The sequence below is a fragment of the Pseudomonas putida group bacterium ESBL64 genome (genome assembly GCF_045277175.1).
In the GTDB taxonomy this organism is placed as follows: domain Bacteria; phylum Pseudomonadota; class Gammaproteobacteria; order Pseudomonadales; family Pseudomonadaceae; genus Aquipseudomonas; species Aquipseudomonas alloputida.
The window spans coordinates 1,351,056-1,372,005 of the sequence record NZ_CP145799.1 but is presented as its reverse complement, the minus strand read 5'-3'; the positions used below and the strand labels follow the sequence as shown (position 1 = coordinate 1,372,005).

Sequence of the window (20,950 nt, the reverse complement as noted above, 5' to 3'; positions counted from 1 at the left end):
TGCATGAGCATTCATGAACGCTATCTGCCGTTGCCCGACGTAGTGGCCGACAGCGCCCTGACGGCGCTGCAGCGTTGGGCCAGAGAACGGCCGACACAAATCGCCCTGCGTCATCGCCGTCTTGGTGTGTGGAAGGCCTGGCGCTGGATCGATGTGCAGCACGAGGTCGAGCGGGTTGCCAACGGCTTGCGCCAGCAGGGGTTCGGCCCCGGGCAGCGCCTGGCATTGAGTGGCGCCTTCGAGCCGAGCCTGCTGATTCTGGCGTTGGCTGCCCACCCGCTTGGCGGCCAGAGTCTGGTGATTGGCCGCGACAGCCGTGGCGATGAGCTGCAACGGCAACTGCGCCAGGCGCGTCCGACGTTCGCCTTCGTCCAACGCCGTGAAGACGTGTCGCACTGGTTGGGTAGCGGCCTTGCCGAGCTGTGGCCACTGCGTTTGTTTTCCGCCCAGGCCAATGTCGTGAGCAACGGCTTGTGGCAGGTGCAGCCGCTGTCGACGTTGTTTGTCGGCGAGGCGCCGGTGGCGCAGCGTCAGGGTTGGACGCAGGTCGCCGAAGATGACGTGCTGTGGGTCGATGAGGGCACCGAATGGCGTGAGGGACTGGGGCATTTGCTGAGCCGTTGGTTGCACCATGGCGAAAGTCTAGCCTTCCCGGAAACGAGCGAGTCTGCTGGTCGCGACCGTCGCGAAATCGCCCCGACCGGGTTGTTGTTGTCCGCTGCGGGGGTCGAGGCGCTGGCGGGCGAAATCGATGCCCGCCTGGCGCCACCAGACAGTTGGCGACGGCGTCTGTGTGACTGGACGCTGGAGAATCCACACCAGGGCTTGCGTCGCTGGCTGAAGCAGCGGGTGCGGCGTCTGCTCGGCTTCCATCGCTTGCGCCGGATCGAGGTGCCAAGTGCGTCCGCCAGCGTGGCGCTACAAGGCCCGGCACGCTTGTCATGGCTGCACGAATATCTGGAGCGCGCGGCATGAGTGCTTTGCTGGAGGTGCGCAACGTGTCGCTGTCGTTCAAGGGCGTGAAGGCGATTTCCGACTTGTCCTTCAGCGTCAGGCGCGGCGAGATCTGCGCCCTGATCGGGCCGAATGGCGCCGGCAAGAGCTCGCTGCTGAACATCCTCAATGGCGTCTACCGGGCCGATGCCGGCCAGCTGTTCTTCGCCACCGAGCCGTTGCGCCGGCCGCACCCGCTGCAGGCGGCGCGGCTGGGGATCGGCCGTACCTTCCAGAACAATGCGCTGTTCAAGAAGATGAGTGTGCTGGACAACCTGCTTACCGGTCTGTCGCGTTTCCAGCGCAGTTTCTTTCTCGAACAGGCACTGGGCCTGCCACGTGCCCGGCGCGAGGCCCGGGCTTTCGCCGAGCGTGCCGAGCAGGTGCTGGAGTTCCTCGAGCTGCAGCCCTGGCGCGACGTTGCCGTGGGCAGCCTGGCCTATGGCCTGCAGAAACGCGTGGAGCTGGGGCGTGCGCTGATCGCGCAGCCGACCCTGCTGCTGCTCGACGAGCCGATGGCGGGGATGAACGCCGAAGAGAAACAGGACATGAGCCGCTTCATCGCCGATATCAACCGTGATCTCGGCACCACGGTGATTCTCATCGAACACGACATTCAGGTGGTCATGGGGCTGTCCAGCCACGTGGTGGTGCTGGACTACGGGCGCAAGGTCGGCGATGGCACACCGGCCGAAGTACAGGCCAATCCCGATGTGATCGCCGCCTACCTGGGAGCGCCACACGGATGAATTTCTTCCTGGAAACCTTGATCGGCGGCTTGCTCGCCGGCACCCTGTATTCGCTGGTGGCCATCGGCTTCGTGCTGATCTACAAGGCCAGCGGCGTGTTCAACTTCGCCCAGGGCGCGATGCTGTTGTTTGCTGCGCTGACCTTCGTCAGCCTGCACGAGCAGGGCCTGCCGTTCGCCCTGGCGTTGGCCCTGACCGTACTGGTGATGATCTTCGGCGCGCTGCTGATCGAGCGCCTGGTGCTGCGGCCCCTGGTCAATCGCTCGCAGATCACCCTGTTCATGGCCACCCTTGGCCTGTCGTTCATCATCGAGGGCCTGGCCCAGGGCTTGATGGGCGCCCAGGTACGCGCGCTGGATCTGGGCATCGAGGACGTCCCGCTGTTCGTCGGCGAACTGATGATCAGCCAGTTCGACCTGGTTGCCTCCGGCGTTTCCGCCTTGTTGGTGGCGGTGCTGGCGCTGCTGTTCAACAAGACCCGCATCGGTGTGGCCTTGCGGGCGGTGGCCGACGATACCCGCGCGGCGCTGTCGCTGGGCATCAACCTCAACCGCATCTGGCAGATCGTCTGGGCCGTGGCCGGAATGGTCGGGCTGGTGGCCGGGCTGCTCTGGGGGGCGCGCCAGGGCGTGCAGTTCTCGCTCTCGCTGGTCGTGCTCAAGGCGCTGCCGGTGCTGATCATCGGCGGCTTCACCTCGATTGGCGGAGCCATCGTCGGCGGGCTGATCGTCGGTGCCGCCGAGAACCTCGCCGAAGCCTACATAGGCCCGCTGATCGGCGGCGGCATCACGCCCTGGTTCGCTTATTTCCTTGCCCTGATCTTCCTCTACATCCGTCCGGCCGGCCTGTTCGGCGACCGGGCCACCGAACGGGTATGACGCAATGACCGCTACCGTTTCACGCTTGGGCGCCGGCTACGACGAGGCGCCGCTGACCCTGGTGCGCCGTCGCTGGCCAGTGGGCCTGCCGTTGTTGCTGCTGGTGGCCTTCGTCGGCTTGCCCTGGCTGGGCAACGACTACTGGCTCAACGCGATCCTGATTCCCTTCCTGGTGCTGTCGCTGGCCGGGCTGGGGCTGAACTTGCTCACCGGCTACACCGGGCAGACCTCGGTCGGTGCCGCCGGCTTTATGGCGGTGGGCGCCTTCGCCACCTACGGCCTGCTGCTGCGTGTGCCTGGGCTCCCTTTGCCGCTGGCGCTGATCGGCGGCGGGCTGATTGCCGGCCTGGTCGGCTTGCTGTTCGGCATACCCAGTTCGCGGATCAAGGGTTTCTACCTGATGGTCACCACGCTGGCTGCGCAGTTCTTCCTCGAATGGGTGTTCGCCAAGTTTCCCTGGTTCTACAACCATGCCTCGTCCGGCACCATCAGCGCACCGCGCCTGGAGTTGTTCGGCCACAGCCTGGCCTCGCCGGTAGGTCGCTACCTGCTGACCCTGAGCTGCGTGGTGCTGCTGACCTGGGTCGCGGTCAACCTGGTGCGCAGCCAGGTCGGGCGCAACTGGATGGCGATCCGCGACATGGACACCGCCGCCTCGGTGATCGGCATTCCGGTGGAGCGCTACAAACGCCTGGCCTTTGCCGTCAGCTCTTTCTACCTGGGCATCGCCGGGGCGCTCTGGGCCTTCGCCTACCTGGGCACGTCCAGTGCCGGCAGCTTCGATATCAACCGCTCGTTCCAGATCCTCTTCATCATCATCATCGGTGGCATGGGCAGCATCGCCGGCAATTTCATCGGCGCGGCTTTCATCAGCCTCACACCGATTCTGCTCAGCCATGCCGGGCAGTGGCTGTTCGGCGGCAACGTCGATGCCGGGCAATTGCAGAACCTGCAGAAGATCCTCTTCGGCAGCCTGATCATCTGGTTCCTGATCAAGGAGCCGGAAGGCCTGGTACGCCTGCTCGGCGACCTGCGCGAACGCATCAGGGTCTGGCCGCTGCGATTCTGAGCACGACCGCCTCTTTCCATGAACCTTGACCCGACCGCGGGAAAGGAGGTTTTCACCCCAGCACAAGAAGTTCACACCATGCGCAAACCCTTGCATCGTCACCTGCTCGTCAGCCTCTTTGTGCTCGGCGCCCAGGCCCTGTCTCCGGTCGTCACCCAGGCCGCCGACAACCAGCAGTTCATTCCCATGGCCACCTACCGGGTCGGCGCCTATGCCTCCAGCGGGATTCCCTGGTGGGCCGGAGAGATCGACTACTTCCGTTACATCAACGAGGTGGAAGGCGGCATCAACGGCGTCAAGCTGGTCTGGCAGGAGTGCGAGACCGAGTGGAACGTCGACCGTATCGTCGAGTGCTACGAGCGCTACAAAGATGGCAAGGATGGCGCGCCGACGGCGTTCTTCTTCACCCACAGCACTCCGGGCTCCTATGCGCTGATGGAGAAGGGCGCGGCCGACCGCATCCCGCTGATCGATGGTGCCGGCGGGCGCACCGAGTCTACCGACGGCAGCGTGTTCCCCTATGCCTTCCCACTGCTGCTGAACTACTACGGGCAGGCCTCGGTGGGCATCAACTACATCGCCGAGCGCGAGGGCGGCTTCGACAAGCTCAAGGGCAAAAAGATCGTCACCGTCTACCACGACTCGGCGTATGGCCGGGAAACCCAAGCGCCGATGAAGCTGCTGGCGGAAACATACGGCTTCGAGAACATCCAGATCCCGGTGGCCGATCCGGGCAATGAGCAGTCGGCGCAGTGGCGCCAGGTGCGGCAGATCAAGCCAGATTGGGTGTTCCTGCGTACCTGGGGGGTGTCCACTCCGGTTGGCATAAAGACGGCCGCACGCTTCGGCATCCCGGTGGAGCGCATCATCGGCGACGTCTGGGCCGGCTCCGAGGCCGACGTGCTCCCTGCCGGCACGGCGGCCAAGGGCTACCAGGCCCTGGCGCCGTTCCCCGGTGGCGACGGTTTCGAGATTCACCAGCGCCTGCGCCAGCACATCCTCGATGCCGGCAAGAGCGACCTGAAGGATAAGCGCTACTTCGGCAAGGTGTACTACAACATCGGCCTGATCAATGCCGCGATTGCCGTCGAGGCGCTGCGCACCGCCCAGGGCAAGTTTGGCAACCGCCCGCTCAATGGTGAGGAAGCGCGCTGGGGCTTCGAGCACCTGAATATCGACGCCGCGCGCCTCAAGGCCAGTGGCTTCGAAGGGCTGCTGCCACCGCTGCAGCTGTCCTGCTCTGATCACGAGGGCGGTGGTGCGGCCCGCGTTCAGCAGTGGGACGGCGAGAAATGGGTGCTGGTGACCGACTGGATCCAGGCTGACCGCGCCACCTTGCGTCCGCTGATCGAGGCCAAGTCCGCCGCCTATGCCCAGGAGAAGGGCATCACCCCGCGTAATTGCGCCAACGAGCAATAAACCCCCATGACCTGCGCCCGGCCACCGTCGCGTGGGCCGGGCGCCTGTGGAGAAAGACCATGCATGCAACGCTGAAACGCGGTGTCGCCGCCTTTGGCCTGGCGCTCGCGAGCTACGCCGCGATGCCGTCGGCGGCCCAGGCGGCCAATGAACAATTCTTCCCGCTAGCCACCTACCGAGTCGGTGCCTATGCCTCCAGCGGCATTCCGGTGTGGGCCGGGATGATCGACTACCTGCGCTACATCAACGACGTCGAAGGCGGCATCAATGGCGTCAAGCTGGTCTGGCAGGAGTGTGAGACCGAGTGGACGGCGGAGAAGGGCATCGAGTGCTACGAGCGCTTCAAGAACGGCCTCAATGGCGCTCCGGTAGCGGTCTACCAGCCCAATGGTGCGCCGGCTGCCTATGCCCTGGCGGACAAGGCCGAGGCCGACCGGATCCCGCTGATCACCCTCGGCTATGGTCGTACCGAGGCCACCGATGGCCGCGTCTTTCCCTACAACTTCCCGGTGATGCTGACCTTCTACAGCGAGGCTTCGGCATTCATCAACTACGTGGCCGAGCGCGAGGGTGGGCTGGACAAGCTCAAGGGCAAGAAGATCGCCACCGTCTACCACGACTCCGCCTATGGCCGGGAAACCCAGGGGCCGCTGAAGCTACTGGCGGAGAAGTACGGCTTCGAGAACATCCAGATTCCCGTCGCCGACCCGGGTAACGAGCAGGCCTCGCAGTGGCGCCAGGTGCGCCAGCTCAAGCCGGACTGGGTATTCCTGCGCACCTGGGGCGTGTCCACACCGGTGGCGATCAAGACTGCGGCGCGCTTCGGCTTTCCGGTCGATCGCATCGTTGGCGACATCTGGGCCAGCTCCAATGAAGACGTGCTGCCGGCCGGCGAGGCGGGCAAGGGTTATCTGGCCCTGACGCCCTATCCGGGCGGTGCCGACTTCGACATCCACCAGCGCATCAAGGCACACATCCTCGACAAGGGCAAGAGCGACCTCAAGGATCCGAAGAGCTTCGGCAGCGTCTACTACAACTCCGGCCTGGTGAATGCCGCCATCGCCGTTGAGGCGATCCGCGCCGCGCAGAAGCACTTCGGAGCGCGGCCGCTCAATGGCGAGGAAGGTCGCTGGGGCTTGGAACACCTCGATCTCGACGATGCGCGGCTCAAGGCGATCGGTTTCCTGGGGCTGATGCAGCCGCTGAAGCTGTCGTGCAGCGACCACGAGGGGGGCGGTGCCGTCAAGGTGCAGCAGTGGGATGGCCAGCAGTGGAAGCTGATCACCGATTGGGTGCAGGCCGATCATGTCACCCTGCGCCCCCTGATTGACGCCAAGGCTGCCGAGTACGCGAAAGAGAAAGGCGTGACCCCCCGTGCGTGTGACGCGCCGTGAGCGCTCGCTTTTCACCTGTGGCAGGGGCTTTAACCGCGACCGGCACGGGCAACGCATTTCAAGGCTTTGGGGCGGCAGGCGCCGCCCGCTGAACGACGACCAGAGGGCAACAATCCATGACCAGTGCGACTCTTCCAGCCGCCGTCAGCAGCGAGCTGCTGGCAGTGGAGGACATCGAAGTGATCTACGACGGCGCAATCCTCGCCGTGGCCGGTGTATCCCTGCGGGTCGGGCAGGGCGATATCGTCGCCTTGCTAGGCGCCAACGGTTCTGGCAAGAGCACCACACTCAAGGCTATTTCCGGCCTGGTGCAGGCCGACCGGGCGCAGGTCAGCCGTGGCCATATCCGCTTCCAGGGACAGGACACCGCCGGTGTCGCGGCCAACCTGCTGGCACGCCAGGGTATCGTCCATGTGTTGGAAGGACGGCATGTGTTCGCCCACCTGACCATCGAGGAAAACCTGCGCAGTGGCGGCTTCCTGCGTAACCCGACGCGGCGCCAACTGGAGCAGGATCTGGAGCGCATCTATGCCTGGTTCCCGCGCTTGAAGACCAAGCGCAAGACTCCGGCTGGGCTGACTTCCGGCGGTGAGCAGCAGATGCTCGCCATCGGCCGCGCGCTGATGACCAAACCGCGCCTGGTGCTGCTCGACGAGCCCTCGATGGGCTTGGCGCCGATCCTCGTCGAGGAGATCTTCGCCATCGTCGCCCAGCTCAATGCGCAGGAGGGCGTGAGCTTTCTGGTGGCCGAGCAGAACATCAACGTTGCCCTGCGCCATGCTAGCCATGCCTACATCCTGGAGAACGGCCGGGTGGTGGGTGAGGGCAGTGCTGCCGAGCTGGCCGCGCGGGAAGATATTCAGCATTTTTACCTGGGCGGCAAGGCTGACTGAGCGGTGGCGACGGCTGTGGAACGCTGTGGTCATACCGCCTTTTACTGAGTAGGTGATGTTCCATTCAACGCGGCCCAGGCCGCGTTTTTTTGTCCTGACGAAAGCGCTGTGGCGCCGGCAACAGCAGTTGTGCAGATTGCTCCGCAGACGGTGCATCATATTGTTGAGTAGATTGTTCAAGTGATTGAATAACAATGATTTTTTCTGTTGGCATGGTTGTTGGAACAACTGGATTTGCAGCGCCTGGAAAGGCGCCTACCTCGTCATTCCAAGGATCACTGCCATGCGCTCTACCGCTTGCTACAGAACAGCTCTTTCTCTGGCCATCCTGCTGGCCAGCCCCGCGTTTGCCGACGGCGTTGATGAAGGCTTCATCGACGGCAGGCAGATCCATGTGCTCAACCGCAACTTCTTCTTCAGCCAGGACTATCGCAACGGCGACTTCACCCTCAACCCCAACAAGGGTGAGCGGCAGAGCCTGCATCGTGAATGGGGCCACGGCATCATCGCCAATCTGCAATCCGGTTTCACCCGTGGCACTGTCGGCTTCGGCGTGGATGTGCAGGGGCTGGTCGGGCTCAAGCTCGATGGCGGCAATGGGGCAGTCGGCAATGGTGTCGGCGTGCCTGGCATCGTGTCGCGCTCGGGGAGCAACTTCGATGGCGAGCCCAAGGACAGCTACGGCAAGGTTGGCGCCGCGCTCAAGGTGCGCGCCTTCGACACCGAGCTGCGCTATGGCGACGTCAGCCCGACCAGCCCGGTGCTGCACGCCAGCGACATTCGCCTGCTGCCGCAGACACTGCGCGGCTTCATCTTCAACAACAACTCGCTGGATGGCCTGAGCCTGCAGGGCGGCAAGCTGGAGTCGAGCAGTGACCGCAACGCCAGCAACCACCGTGGTGATCTCGGCACCGTCTATGCCGGGCGTATCAAGGGCGCCAACGATGTGATGTACCTGGGTGGCGATTACCTGTTCAACGACCAGCTCACCTTGCGCCTGCACAGCAGCCGCCTCGACGACGTATGGAACCAGTCGTTCTTCAGCGTCGACCATGTGCAGCCGCTGGGTAGCGAGCTGAGCCTGAAGACCGGCCTCAATTATTACCGCACCCGTGACAGCGGCCAGGCGCTGGCCGGCCAGATCGACAACGACTCATGGAGCGTGCATGCCGGTCTGGCTGCCGGCGCTCATGGCTTCAAGCTGTCCTACACACGCATCGATGGCGACACGCCGTTCGACTACGTGTGGAACACCTATGACCTGCAACTGGATGCCGCCTCGCAGGTTTCCGACTTCAACAACCCCAATGAGCGAGCCTGGGAAGCCCGTTACGACTATGACTTCGCCACGCTTGGCGTGCCTGGGCTGAGCCTGACGGCCCGCTACGTGCGCGGTACCGACATCGACGGTACGCGCGCGGGGGGCGCTTACAGCTACTTCAATGGTACCGAGGACGGCCGCCACTGGGAGCGCAACCTGTGGCTGAAGTACGTGCTGCAGAGTGGGCCGGCCAAGGACCTCTCGTTCAACCTGATGCAGGCCACCCACCGCGTCGGTGGCGATCACGTCGCCGAGTCCAACGTCGACGAACTGCGCCTGATCGTCCAGTACCCGCTGGATATCAGCCTCTGAGAACCTGCTCACGATCTCGCGAGATAACGCCATGCAACACCGATGGCGGCCCCGCAAAAACAGGCGAGGCGCGGTCGGAGTCGCGCTCGACTTCATCCGCTGTAAATGAGCAGTCCGACCACGCTGGCGCTCCAGCCTTTTTTAACGCAGGAGGGCCGACGCGCAGCAGGTCGTGAACAGGTCTGAGGCAAGTGTCCGCCCGGCAACAGCCAATCCACAGTTTGCCGCCACAGGTGCTTTTCCAATTATCTGGATTGCGCATCAAGTCATTGAATATGAAGGATTTTCCAGGTTGGTACGGGCTGTGCAGTAGCCCTGGAGAATCCATCACGCTTGGAGCAACACATGACTCAGTCACAACCCGCCGATCTGCGCGAGCAGGTCAGCTCGGCGCCTCGGCGCCCGGCACAGATCATCCGTAGCGACGCCGAAGCCATCGAGGTGGCGCAGCGCTTGGCCGAGGATTTTGCCCGTGAGGCAGCCTGGCGTGATCGCGAGCGGCGCCTGCCCTGGGAGGAACTGGATCGCTTCTCCGAAAGCGGTCTGTGGGGAATCAGCGTGCCCAAGGCGCACGGCGGCGCCGGGGTATCTTATGTCACCCTCAGCGAGGTGATCGCGACCATCTCCGCCGCCGATTCATCGCTCGGCCAGTTGCCGCAGAACCACTTTGGTGTGCTCAGCAACCTCGGCCTGACCGGCAGCGAGGCGCAGAAGCGCCGCTACTACGCCAAGGTGCTGCAAGGCTACCGTTTCGGTAACGCCTTTTCCGAAGCGCGCAGCCAGTACGTCACCACCTTCCAGACGCAGATCCGCTTCGACGGCGACAGCGCCGTGCTCGATGGCGAGAAGGCCTACTGCACGGGGGCGCTGTTCGCCCACATCGTCCCGGTCGCGGGTGTCGACGAGGAGGGCCGCCCGCACATCGCCTTCGTGCCACGCGATGCAGCTGGCCTGACGGTGATCGACAGTTGGGATGGCTTCGGCCAGCGCATCACAGCCAGCGGCCAGGTGCGTATCGAAGGCGTGCGGGTGCCAGCGAGCGAGGTGATACCGGCCTGGAAGGCCTACGACCAGCCAACCGCTGATGGCCCGATCTCGCAGATCATCCAGGCCGCCGTGGACACCGGCATCGCCCGTGGCGCCTTTGCCGAAACCCTGCGCGTGGCGCGTCAGGCACGCCCCTGGGTCGACAGCGGCTTGCAGCACGGCTGGCAGGATCCACTTGGCCAGGCGCTAATCGGCGAGCTGGCCTGGCGCCTGCAGGCGGCCGAGGCGATCTTGCAGCGCGCTGCCGAGGCGGTCGATCGCGCCGTCGCCGAGCCTGGCGAAGAGCACGTTGCTGAAGCCTCAGTGGTGGTCGGCCAGGCCAAGGTGCTGTCTACCGAGATTTCCCTTGAGGCGTCCAGTCGCCTGCTGGAGCTGGGCGGCACGCGCAGCGTCTCGGCCAGCCAGGGGCTGGACCGCTTCTGGCGCAATGCGCGCACCCACACGCTGCATGACCCGGTGCGCTGGAAGTACCACCTGGTCGGCAATCAACTGCTCAACGGCATCAAGCCGCAACGTCATTCCTGGAACTGAGGTCACGCCATGTCCAACACCCATTCCCAAGGCCGGGGTGACCTGGCCCACGCCCGTCATGTCGAGGCAGCTCTGCTTGACTACCTGCGCGGGCAGAGTGCTCGCCATGAAGCGCTGGTCATCGCTGCAGTCGGCGAGTTGCGCATCCGTATCGACGCCGCCGACGCGTTGCTGGCACGCGCCGACGCCTCGCAGTCGGCCGCCATCGCTTTTCGTTTGGGCGCCGCCGAGGCCGCGCGCCTGGCCGCGCAGACGCATTTCGAACTGGTGGGCAGTAGTCTGCCGCGTCCGCAGCCGGGCAGCGCCGAACCGGCACTGCCCACTCAACGGCGACTGCTCGGCGACCACTACCTCAACGGCGCCGCCTTGGCAGATCAGCAAAGGGTGCAAGCATGAGTCGAATCCTGACGTTGCTCACCGCCCTGGTGCTGGCATTGGCGGGCGGCCTGACACAAGCCGAGGAGGAGGGCGAGGCCGTGCCGTCGCTGGCCGGCAAGCGCATTGCCGTGAGCATGACTGGCACCAGTCATTACTTCGACATCAAGGCGTTCCAGGCGCAGGTCAATGAGATCAAGCGCCTGGGCGGCACGCCGATCACCCTCGACGCCGGGCGCAACGACCGCAATCTGGTCACACAACTGAACACGGTGGTCACGCAAAAGCCCGATGCGGTGATTCAGACCCTCGGCACCCTGAGCGTGATCGACCCCTGGCTCAAGCGCATCCAGGCAGCAGGCATCCCGCTGTTCACCATTGATGTGCCATCGCAGTACAGCCTCAACAACACCACCTCGGACAACGTTGCGGCCGGCCGCGCGTTGGCCGAACAGCTGGTGCGCGACACCGGCGGCAAGGGCCGCATCCTGGTGTTCAACGGCTTCTACGGGGTGCCGGTCTGTGCGATCCGCTACGACGAGTTGAAGAAGGTACTGGCCGATCATCCGCAATTGCAGATCGTCCAGCCGGAGCTGCGTGACGTGATTCCCAACACCGTGCAGGACGCCCGCAGCCAGATCGCCGCGCTCCTGAACAAGTACCCCAAGGGCGATATCGCCGCCATCTGGTCGGCCTGGGACATCCCTCAGCTCGGCGCCAGCCAGGCGCTGATCGACGCCGGGCGCAGTGAGATCCGCACCTATGGTGTGGACGGCACGCCGGAGGTACTGGAGCTGCTCGCCCATGACAACTCGCCCATCGGCGCGGTGGTTGCGCAGCAGCCCGACCTGATCGGCCGCACCGCCGTGCGCAACGTTGCCCGCTACCTGGCCGGCCAGCGTGATCTGCCGAAGGAAACCCATGTCGCCGCGCTATTGACGACCCGCGACAACCTGGCTCAGGTCAAGCACCTGCGAGGTGACCAATGAGTGACAACGACTGCTCCGGCATTTCCCGGCGCTGCCTGCTCGGCGCGTCTTCGGCGATGCTCGCTCTCGGGCTTGCCGCACCATTGACCCGCACCATGGCGGCTGGAGCCGACAGCGGTGCCGAGGCCAGTGCCACAGTGCCTTCGCTCAAGGGCAAGCGCATCGCCATCAGCACCGTAGGCACCAGCATCTACTTCGACAGCCGGGCCTTCAAGGCGCAGGTCGAGGAGGTACAGCGCCTGGGCGGCACGCCGATCACCCTGGATGCCGGGCGCAACGACAAGGCCATGGTGACCCAGTTGCAGAATCTGGTGACGCAGAAGCCCGATGCAGTGATTCACACCCTCGGCACGCTGAGCATCATCGAGCCCTGGTTCAAGCGCATCAGCGCCGCCGGCATCCCGCTGTTCACCATCGAGGTGCCGTCGCAGTACGCGGTCAATACGATTTCCGCAGACAACTGGAGCACGGGTTTGCTGCTGGCCAAGCAGTTGGTGGCCGATCTGCGCGGCAAGGGCAGGGTGCTGCTGTTCAATGGCTTCTATGGCGTGCCGAGCTGTGGCATTCGCTATGACCAGTTGAAGCTGGTGAGCAAGTTCTACCCGCAGATCGAGTTCATCCAGCCGGAGTTGCGCGACGTGATTCCCAACACCGTTCAGGATGCCCGCAGTCAGGTTGCCGCCTTGCTCAACAAGTACCCCAAGGGTGAGCTCGACGCGATCTGGGCGGCCTGGGATCTGCCGCAGCTCGGTGCCAGCCAGGCGCTGATCGAAGCCGGGCGCAATGAAGTGCGCACCTATGGCGTCGACGGTACGCCCGAGGTGCTGGAATTGCTGCGCCAGCCCGGCAGCCCGGTGGCTGCAGTGGTGGCGCAGCAGCCTGCGTTGATTGGCCGTACGGCGGTGCATAACGTCGCCCGCTACCTGGCCGGCGAGCACGATCTGCCGCCCGAAACCTTCGTCGAGACCCTGCTGACCACGGCAGGCAACGTCGATGACGTCAAACGCATCCGAGGCGACGCATGAGTACGCCGGTGCTGGAGTTGCGTGGCATCGTCAAGACCTTCGGTGCCACCCGGGCGCTCGACGGCGCCAGCCTGCGGGTGGCGGCGGGCAGCGTGCACGGTCTGGTGGGCGAGAACGGCGCCGGCAAGTCTACGCTGATCAAGGTGCTGGCCGGCATCCACCGCCCGGACGCCGGCAGCCTGCTGCTCGACGGCCAGCCGCACGGGCATTTCAGCCCGCGCCAGGTGGAGCGCCTGGGCATTGGCTTCATCCACCAGGAACGCTTGTTGCCGGCCCGTTTCACCGTGGGTGAAGCTTTGTTCTTCGGCCATGAACGGCGATTCGGGCCCTTGCTCGATCGCCGCTCTCAGCAGCGCGAGGCCGCGCGTCTGCTGGACGACTACTTCGGCCTGCGACTGCCGGCGAATGCGCTGATCGGTGAACTGAGCAGCGCCGAGCAACAGATGGTGCAGATCGTCCGCGCGCTGCTGATCAAACCGCGTGTGCTGGTGTTCGACGAACCCAGCGTGGCCCTGGTGCAGCGTGAGGTGGAGCGTTTGCTGCGGATCGTCCAGCGCCTGCGTGACGATGGCCTGGCGATCGTCTACATCTCCCATTACCTGCAGGAAATCGAGGCCCTGTGCGACCGCGTGACGGTACTGCGCAACGGTCGCGATGTCGCTGAAGTCTCCCCGCGCAACACGTCGCTGGAGCAGATCACCCGCCTGATGGTCAACCGCGAAGTCGGCGAGCTGTACCCCAAGGTAGCGGTGCCTGCCGGTGCGCTGTTGCTCGACGTGCGCGGGCTGGGTCGGGCACGGGCATACCAGGGCATCGACCTGCAGGTGCGCCGTGGCGAGATCGTCGGCCTCACCGGGCTGGTGGGCTCGGGCGCCAAGGAGTTGCTACGCAGCCTGTTCGGCCTGGCGCCACCGGACAGCGGCGAGGTGCGCCTGGACGGGCGACCGTTGTCCTTGCGCAGCCCCCGCGAGGCTGTCGCCCAGGGCGTCGCGCTGATGCCCGAGGAGCGCCGTCGGCAAGGCGTGGCGCTCGACCTGAGCGTGCAGGAGAACACCACCCTGGCGGCACTGTCGCGCTTCGTCCGCCTGGGGCTGCTGTCGCCGGCGCGCGAGCGGCATACCACCCTGGAGCTGATCGAGCGCCTGAGGATCAAGGCCCCTGGCGCGCATGCCAAGGTGCGTCAGCTCAGCGGCGGCAATCAGCAAAAGGTGGCGCTGGCCAAGTGGTTCGCGCGGTGTTCCAGCCTGTACCTGCTGGACGAGCCCAGCGTTGGCATCGATGTTGGCGCCAAGGTGGAGATCTATCGGCTGATCGGTGAACTGGTGAAGGAGGGCGCCGGGGTGTTGATCCTCTCGTCCGACCTGCCGGAGTTGATCGGCCTCTGCGACCGCATTCATGTCATGCACCGCGGCGCCATCGCCGCACGTTTCGCCGCTGGCGAGGCGAACAGTGACCGCCTGCTGGCGGTGGCTACCGGCGCGCAACGCGCGCAGAACGAGGAACGACCTTTCTATGCCTATGCCATTGCTATCTGATGCCTTCCACCCGCGATTCGCGCAGTGGCTGCTGCGCCGTGGCGCGCTGCTGGCCTTCGCCGCGATCCTGTTGGCCTTCGCCCTCAGTGCGCCGAACTTCCTCACCCCGAGCAACCTGGTCAATGTGCTGGCCCAGTCGGCGATCCTCGGCAGCCTTGCCTTCGGCCTGACCGCGGTGATCATCGGCGGCGGCTCGAACGTGGTGTCCGGTGGGCTTGATCTGTCGCTGGCGGCCAACCTCGGGTTGTCCGCTGCGGTCTATGCCAGCCTGAACAACGCCGGTTTCGGCGATGTTGTCAGCATCGCCGCGACGCTTGGTACTGGCCTGGCCATCGGCACGCTGAATGCGCTGGTGGTGGTCGGTTTCCGTTTGCCGCCGCTGCTGGCGACCCTGGCCACGATGAACCTGGTGGCCGGGCTGGAACTGGTGCTGACCGAAAACACCGTGCTGCCTAGCTCTTCGCCGTTGCTGGAAGGGCTGGCCTTCGGTAGTTGGCTCGGCGTGCCAGCCCTGGCCTGGGTGCTGCTGGCGGTCGGTGGCGTGCTGATCGTGTTGATGCAGTACACGCCATTCGGCCTGCGTCTGTACGCCATCGGCGAATACCCGGAGGCGGCTAATGCCGCTGGCCTGTCGGTGCGTGGCTACGTGTTCGCCAGCTACCTGATCAGCGGTCTGTGCGGCAGCCTGGCCGCGTTTTGTTCAGCGGCCTGGTTCAGCGGCAGCACCACCGGCTCCGGCGAGATGCTGCTGTCGGTGGTGGCCATCGCTTTTCTTGGGGTGATCTTCTCCCAGCGTCTGCAGCCGAGCATCGGCGGCACGCTGCTGGCAACGATGCTGGTCGGGGTGCTGATCAACGGCTTCCAGCTTCTGAATATTTCCAGCTTCTGGGTCGACGGCGTGCAGGGTGTCCTGATCCTGCTGGTGGTGGCCCTGTCCGGTTTGCGCAACAAGGAGGCCTGAGATGTCCGATTCGTTATCCGCCCCGCAGCCTGCCGGTCTGACCTGGCTCTCTGGCCAGGCGTTGCTGCGCCTGGTCATGCCGACGCTGTTCGCCGCCGTTCTACTGTTCTTCGCGTTGAAGGCACCCGGCTTTCTCACTGTCGGCAACCTGTCCAGCCTGTTATTGAACAATTTTGTGTTGCTGGCCATTGTCGCCATCGGCATGACCTACGCCATCGCCGCGGGTGGCATCGACCTGTCAGTCGGCACTGCGCTGGACTTCTCGGCGCTGACCTTCGTCCTGCTGCTCAATGCCGGCTTCGGGCTCTATGTCGCGATTCCCGGTGGGCTGCTGGCTGGCAGCCTGGCCGGGTTGTTCAATGCCGGGCTGATCGCCGGGCTGCGTATTTCCCCTTTTCTGGCCACCCTTGGCACGCTGTTCATTGGCAGCAGCGTGCAAAAGCTGCTTTCCGATGGCGGACAACCGATCTACCTGGAGGCGCAGGTGCGCAGCGGCTTGGCCAGTGAGCGCTTGCTCGGCGTGCCGCTACCCTTGCTGCTGGTGGCACTGTTGGCGCTTGTGTATGGCGTGGTATTGGCGCGTGGCCGCTTAGGCCGGGAGATCATCGTCCTTGGCAGCCAGCCACTGGTGGCGCGTTATTCGGGCCTGGCGCAGCGACGTATCGCTGCCCTGGTGTTCATCGCCAGTGCCTTTGCCAGCGCGCTGGCGGGCATCCTGCTGCCGGCCACGGTGAACGCCTACGCGCCGATGTCCGGCAATGCCTTCCTGATGAATGCCATCGGTGCGGTCTTCATCGGTGCCACGCTGAGCCTGCACAACCGGGTCAACGTACCCGGTACACTGCTCGGTGTGCTATTTCTCAACGTCACGGCCAACGGTCTGCTGCTGATCGGCTGGAATTTCTTCTGGCAGCAGGTGGCCACCGGCGTTCTGATTCTCTCGGTTCTGCTGTTCAGTTTTGCCAGTCGGCGGCTCGGCGCTGGCTAGTTCTGGCGTTTCGGGCGAAACGCCAGTGCCGTGACGAGGCCTGGGGGTGTGCCCCAGGCCATGCTTTCAGGACTGCTTGGCACCGCCACCGATCTGCCAGACATAGGGCGGTTCGCTGCCATTGACGTGCCAGTCGCCGATGATGCGTTCCTTGTAGATCACCGGGTTGTGCGAGGCGGCAGTACGGGCGTTGCGCCAGTGGCGATCGAGCTGTTTGGTGGTGCTGGTACCGGAGGCGCCGAGGGTGTTGAACAGGTCGCTGGTGGCACGCAGCACCCATTCGATGGCCGCCACCTGGGCCTGGGCCGATTCCAGTTCGGCGGCGATGTTGGCCTTGCGCTCGGCGTTCTCGTCATTGCCGAAACGCGCCAGGTAGGCTTGCTGCGCGGCCTCGCTGGCGCGCAGGGTACCTGCCTCGGCGGCGTAGATCAGGCCGGAGGCCTTGCCGATAACCTGCAATACCTGTGGATCCTCGCTTACCGCTGCGCCATTGCCATGGCTGAACACGCGCGTGCGCTTGCTGGTTTCCTGGCTGAAGTCACGCACGGCGGCGCGGCCGGAACCGACGATGACGGCGAGCAGCACCAGTTGGTAGAAGGCCGTCTGGTATTTGAAGCGGGTGGCGAAGTCGATGATGTTCTCTTCCTCGACCACCGCGTTCTCGAACACCGAGGTGCCGCTGCCGGTGGTGCGCTGGCCAAAACCATCCCAGTCGTCGCTCTGGGTGATGCCGGGTTGGCGGGTACGGATCGCTGCGATCACGTCGCCACCGGTGTCGTCTCGGCGGGCGAACAGGTCGATCCAGTCGGAGAAGAGGCTGCCGGTGCTGTAGTACTTGGTGCCATTGACCACCCACTGATCACCCTGGCGCGACACCCGGGTGCTGACGGCGCCGATCTTCACTGCGCCCACCTCCGTCCAGGCGCAGCCCACCAGATCGCCGTCGACGAAGCGTTTGAACCAGACGTCCTGTGGTGTGCTGGCATGGGCGTTGAGGCGGTCCTCGACGAAAGCAAAATGCCCGCGCAGTGCCTGCGGCACATTGGAGTCGGCTTCGGCCAGTTCGATCAGCAGCTGGAACAACTGTGGCAGGGAAGCGCCGGCACCGCCCTGTTCGACGGGTACACGCACGGCGCCGAAGCCGGCTTCCTTGAGCCACTGGATGGGCTCATGGGGCAGGGTGCGGTTGCGCTCGCGTGCCACGCTGGATTCGGCGATGCGGGCAAAGATGGGGCGGAAGCGGGCGGCAAGGGATTCGTAGTGGGTACCGGTAGACAGGTGGGGCAGTGGGGCTTGGGCGGTCATCGCAGTTCTCCTCGATTGATGCGATTGCTGACGGTGACGCTCTCGCAAACTTCGTGCCTTGCAGTGAATGCCTTTTAAATCAACGGGTTGTGATCATTCTGGTGGGGCGGGCTGTTCGCTCGCCGACAGCTTGCTGAATGACTGTTGGTGGGCGGTCAATTGCGTTTTCCGGGGCAACTGTTGGCCGAGGGTCAGTGGTTCAACAGCTTGTTGGCCAAAAGACAGTTCAGGCTGCTAGCGCTAGCGTTCAAGTACTTGAATTTAAATGTTTTTATTGGTTGGCACGGTTGCTGCTGAAGCTCCCTCAGGTAATGCCCGCTGGGCAAGGAGGGATGAGCATGAACGCACGTGTTATCAGGGTCGTGGTGGTGTCCGGCAGCCTGCGGGCCCCATCACGCACCCATGGTCTGCTGCAGGCCCTGGTGGAGCGGCTGCCGGCCGTGTTGCCGAAGCTGGAGGTGCACTGGGTGCGCATCGCCGAACTGTCCGCCAGCCTGGCCGGTTCGCTGGAGCGCGATAGCGCCTCGGCTGACCTGCAACCGCATTTGCAGGCCATCGAGCAAGCCGACCTGCTACTGGTCGGCAGCCCGGTGTATCGCGCGTCCTACACCGGTTTGTTCAAGCACCTGTTCGACCTGGTCGATCACCAGTCGCTCAAGGGCGTGCCCGTGGTGCTTGCCGCCACCGGTGGTAGCGAACGACATGCCTTGATGATCGATCACCAGTTGCGCCCGCTATTCGCTTTCTTCCAGGCCCACACCCTGCCGTACGGGCTGTACGCCAGTGTCGAGTCTTTCGACGATCAGCGCCTGGCTGACCCTGCGCAGTTCGAACGGATCGAGCGGGTACTCGACACCGTCGGCGCCTTCTTTCATATCCCGGTCGCCCGCGCGGCCTGACTTTCCGAGTTACAGGAGACATCGCCATGAGCCAACCGATCAAATTCGCCTACTGGGTTCCTAACGTCAGCGGTGGCCTCGTTGTCAGCAAGATCGAACAACGCACCAGTTGGGACATCGATTACAACCGCAAGCTGGCGCAGATTGCCGAGCGTTCCGGGTTCGAGTACGCGCTTTCGCAGATCCGCTTCACCGCCGGCTATGGCGCTGACAACCAGCACGAGTCGGTAACCATCAGCCACGCGCTGCTGGCCGCCACCGAAAAACTCAAGGTGATCGCCGCGATCCTGCCCGGACCCTGGACGCCGGTATTGGCAGCCAAGCAATTGGCAAGCATCGACCAGTTCACCGCGGGCCGCATCGCCATCAACGTGGTGTCCGGCTGGTTCAAGGGCGAGTTCCGCGCCATCGGCGAGCCATGGCTGGACCATGACGAGCGCTATCGCCGATCCGAGGAGTTCATTCGTGCCCTGAAGGGCATCTGGACCCAGGACAATTTCAGCTTCCACGGCGATTTCTACCGTTTCAACGACTACACCCTCAAGCCCAAGCCGCTGCAGCACCCGCACCCGGAAATCTTCCAGGGCGGGAGCTCGCGGGCCGCGCGCGACATGGCCTCGAGGGTCTCCGACTGGTACTTCACCAATGGCAACAGTGTCGAGGGCATCAAGACCCAGGTCGACGATATCCGCACCAAGGCAGCGGCCAACGGGCATTCGGTGAAGGTCGGGGTAAACGCTTTCATCATCGCCCGCGACACCGAGGAAGAGGCCCGCGCGGTGCTGGCGGAGATCATCGCCAAGGCCGACCCGGAGGCGGTCAACGGCTTTGGCAGTGAAGTGAAGAACGCCGGTGCGGCCAGCCCGGAAGGCGAGGGCAACTGGGCCAAGTCGACCTTCGAAGACCTGGTGCAGTACAACGACGGCTTCAAGACCAACCTGATCGGTACGCCACGGCAGATCGCCGAGCGCATCGTCGCGCTCAAGGCGGTCGGCGTCGACCTGATCCTCTCCGGCTTCCTGCACTTCCAGGAAGAGGTCGAATACTTCGGCAAGCATGTGTTGCCGCTGGTGCGCGAACTGGAGCAGGAGCAGCATGCCTCCCTCGCTGTGGCCTGAGGTGCGTGGCCATGCATGAGGCGTTCGCGGACAACCTGCCGGCCAGCTTGCTGGCCCGCGCACATCAACGTGGGGCGGACGTTGCGTTGCGCCACAAGCGTCTAGGCCTGTGGCAGGCGCGCAGCTGGGCGCAACTGCTGGCCGAGGTGCAGGGGCTGGCCACCGGGCTGCGCGAGGCCGGCTTCGCGGCCGGCGACAGTCTGCTGATCGTCAGCCGGCCGCGCCCTGAGGCGCTGCTGGCAAGCCTGGCGGCGCAGTGGCTGGGCGGCGTCGCGGCACTGCTCGACCCGCTGATGCCCGACGCGGAGCAACTGACGCTGTTGCGTGAACTGCAGGCCGGGTTCGTCTTTGCCGAAGGTCAGGAGGAGGTCGAGCGGGTGCTCGCGAGCGGTCATGTGCCGGCATTGCTGTTCTACGCCGATGGCCGTGGCCTGGCGGATTCCGGGTTGCCGAATTACGCTCGCCTGGCCGCGCAGTTGCCCGATCCTGCCTTGGCGGTGCAGGCGCAGAGCGAGCGCCCAGCGTTCAGCTTTCACCGGCTGGATGCCGATGGCCAACTTCAGCAGCACGGGCTCAGCCATGCCGAGGTGCTGGGCGAGGGGCGTCGGCTGGTCGAACAGGAGCGCCTGACGGCGGCCGAGGAAGCCTTGGCCTCCCGCAACTTCGCCACCAGCGGCCAGGCCCGCTACCTGCTGGCGCCTTGGCTGCTGGCAGGCTTTCGGATGAATTTTCCGGAGAGCCTGGCGACCCGCGACACCGACCGCCGTGAGCTCGGCCCGACCCTGGTACTCGGCACCCACGACAGCTACGGCCGCCTGTATGCACTGGCGCAGCAGCGTCTACCGCTGCCGGGCAGCCTGCTGCGGCGCTGGCTGGACTGGGCGCTTGACGCGCGCGGTGGGTTGCTGCGCAACGGCCTTGGCCACGTGTTGCTGCGTCGGCCGCTGCGCGATGTGCTGGGCCTGAGCCGCACCCGGGTGCCGCTGCTGGTCGGTGAGGCCCTGCCGGGCGAGGTGCAGGCGTTCTTCGCCGCCCTTGGGGTGGCGCCGCGTATCTGGCGGGAGGCGCCCCGCTGGCAGGCCGTGCGTAGCCCCCGTTCATCCCTCGCTGCTCGGTCGCAAAGCCGGGTTCAGCCCGTCTGAGGAGTGT

At 64.8% G+C, this 20,950-nt stretch carries 19 protein-coding genes; 18 read left to right on the top strand and 1 reads right to left on the bottom strand.

The genetic code is table 11. The features are described from left to right. The first annotated feature begins 3 nt into the window (after window positions 1–3). From V6093_RS06135 to V6093_RS06065, 15 genes are all read left to right on the top strand, one after another. A complete protein-coding gene (locus V6093_RS06135; protein ID WP_047602964.1) occupies window positions 4–975 on the top strand; it encodes an AMP-binding protein in 972 nt (323 codons plus the stop codon). Further along, complete coding sequence (locus V6093_RS06130; protein WP_003253991.1) at window positions 972–1,742, top strand: ABC transporter ATP-binding protein; 771 nt, start codon at window positions 972–974, stop codon at window positions 1,740–1,742. The genes V6093_RS06135 and V6093_RS06130 overlap by 4 nt, the downstream gene beginning before the upstream one ends. Next, a complete protein-coding gene (locus V6093_RS06125; RefSeq protein WP_047602963.1) occupies window positions 1,739–2,620 on the top strand; it encodes a branched-chain amino acid ABC transporter permease in 882 nt (293 codons plus the stop codon). Before V6093_RS06130 ends, V6093_RS06125 begins: the two co-directional genes overlap by 4 nt. Window positions 2,621–2,624: 4 nt before the next feature. Beyond that, window positions 2,625–3,689 (top strand): branched-chain amino acid ABC transporter permease, encoded by a 1,065-nt coding sequence (locus V6093_RS06120; RefSeq protein WP_047602962.1) that lies wholly within the window; start codon window positions 2,625–2,627, stop codon window positions 3,687–3,689. A gap of 78 nt (window positions 3,690–3,767) precedes the next feature. Continuing rightward, window positions 3,768–5,108: an ABC transporter substrate-binding protein gene (locus V6093_RS06115; protein WP_265977584.1), complete on the top strand. Its 1,341-nt coding sequence runs from the start codon at window positions 3,768–3,770 to the stop codon at window positions 5,106–5,108. A 59-nt stretch (window positions 5,109–5,167) separates the two neighbouring features. Further along, a complete protein-coding gene (locus V6093_RS06110) occupies window positions 5,168–6,502 on the top strand; it encodes an ABC transporter substrate-binding protein (protein WP_003253987.1) in 1,335 nt (444 codons plus the stop codon). Between the two features lie 116 nt (window positions 6,503–6,618). Then, window positions 6,619–7,395 (top strand): ABC transporter ATP-binding protein, encoded by a 777-nt coding sequence (locus tag V6093_RS06105; RefSeq protein ID WP_406669740.1) that lies wholly within the window; start codon window positions 6,619–6,621, stop codon window positions 7,393–7,395. Window positions 7,396–7,678: 283 nt separating this feature from the next. Next, a complete protein-coding gene (locus tag V6093_RS06100; RefSeq protein ID WP_265977580.1) occupies window positions 7,679–9,028 on the top strand; it encodes an OprD family porin in 1,350 nt (449 codons plus the stop codon). Window positions 9,029–9,373: 345 nt separating this feature from the next. Next, on the top strand, window positions 9,374–10,606 hold the full coding sequence (locus tag V6093_RS06095; protein ID WP_406669739.1) for an SfnB family sulfur acquisition oxidoreductase: 1,233 nt from the start codon (window positions 9,374–9,376) through the stop codon (window positions 10,604–10,606). A 9-nt stretch (window positions 10,607–10,615) separates the two neighbouring features. Further along, entirely contained in the window at window positions 10,616–11,002 is a 387-nt protein-coding gene (locus V6093_RS06090) for a hypothetical protein (RefSeq protein WP_003253982.1), read from the top strand. Beyond that, window positions 10,999–11,970 (top strand): sugar ABC transporter substrate-binding protein, encoded by a 972-nt coding sequence (locus V6093_RS06085; RefSeq protein WP_054888234.1) that lies wholly within the window; start codon window positions 10,999–11,001, stop codon window positions 11,968–11,970. The genes V6093_RS06090 and V6093_RS06085 overlap by 4 nt, the downstream gene beginning before the upstream one ends. Beyond that, entirely contained in the window at window positions 11,967–12,995 is a 1,029-nt protein-coding gene (locus tag V6093_RS06080) for a sugar ABC transporter substrate-binding protein (protein WP_012052704.1), read from the top strand. The genes V6093_RS06085 and V6093_RS06080 overlap by 4 nt, the downstream gene beginning before the upstream one ends. After that, a complete protein-coding gene (locus tag V6093_RS06075) occupies window positions 12,992–14,530 on the top strand; it encodes a sugar ABC transporter ATP-binding protein (protein WP_047602959.1) in 1,539 nt (512 codons plus the stop codon). The genes V6093_RS06080 and V6093_RS06075 overlap by 4 nt, the downstream gene beginning before the upstream one ends. Further along, window positions 14,514–15,491 (top strand): ABC transporter permease, encoded by a 978-nt coding sequence (locus V6093_RS06070; RefSeq protein ID WP_346641277.1) that lies wholly within the window; start codon window positions 14,514–14,516, stop codon window positions 15,489–15,491. Before V6093_RS06075 ends, V6093_RS06070 begins: the two co-directional genes overlap by 17 nt. Window position 15,492: 1 nt before the next feature. Next, complete coding sequence (locus V6093_RS06065; RefSeq protein ID WP_047602957.1) at window positions 15,493–16,479, top strand: ABC transporter permease; 987 nt, start codon at window positions 15,493–15,495, stop codon at window positions 16,477–16,479. A 66-nt stretch (window positions 16,480–16,545) separates the two neighbouring features. Here the strand turns inward: V6093_RS06065 and V6093_RS06060 are convergent, their stop codons facing one another. Beyond that, window positions 16,546–17,784 (bottom strand): acyl-CoA dehydrogenase family protein, encoded by a 1,239-nt coding sequence (locus V6093_RS06060; RefSeq protein ID WP_406669738.1) that lies wholly within the window; start codon window positions 17,782–17,784, stop codon window positions 16,546–16,548. Between the two features lie 338 nt (window positions 17,785–18,122). On the opposite strand from V6093_RS06060, the gene msuE reads away from it, so the two are divergent. The 3 genes from msuE to V6093_RS06045 are packed head-to-tail and all read left to right on the top strand — an operon-like array spanning window position 18,123 to window position 20,943. Then, window positions 18,123–18,683, top strand: coding sequence for an FMN reductase (gene msuE, locus V6093_RS06055; RefSeq protein WP_004576525.1), 561 nt, complete (start codon window positions 18,123–18,125; stop codon window positions 18,681–18,683). A 26-nt stretch (window positions 18,684–18,709) separates the two neighbouring features. Next, on the top strand, window positions 18,710–19,801 hold the full coding sequence (gene sfnG / locus V6093_RS06050) for a dimethylsulfone monooxygenase SfnG (protein WP_003253974.1): 1,092 nt from the start codon (window positions 18,710–18,712) through the stop codon (window positions 19,799–19,801). A gap of 11 nt (window positions 19,802–19,812) precedes the next feature. Then, window positions 19,813–20,943, top strand: coding sequence for an AMP-binding protein (locus V6093_RS06045; protein WP_406669737.1), 1,131 nt, complete (start codon window positions 19,813–19,815; stop codon window positions 20,941–20,943). The last annotated feature ends 7 nt before the right edge of the window (window positions 20,944–20,950 follow it).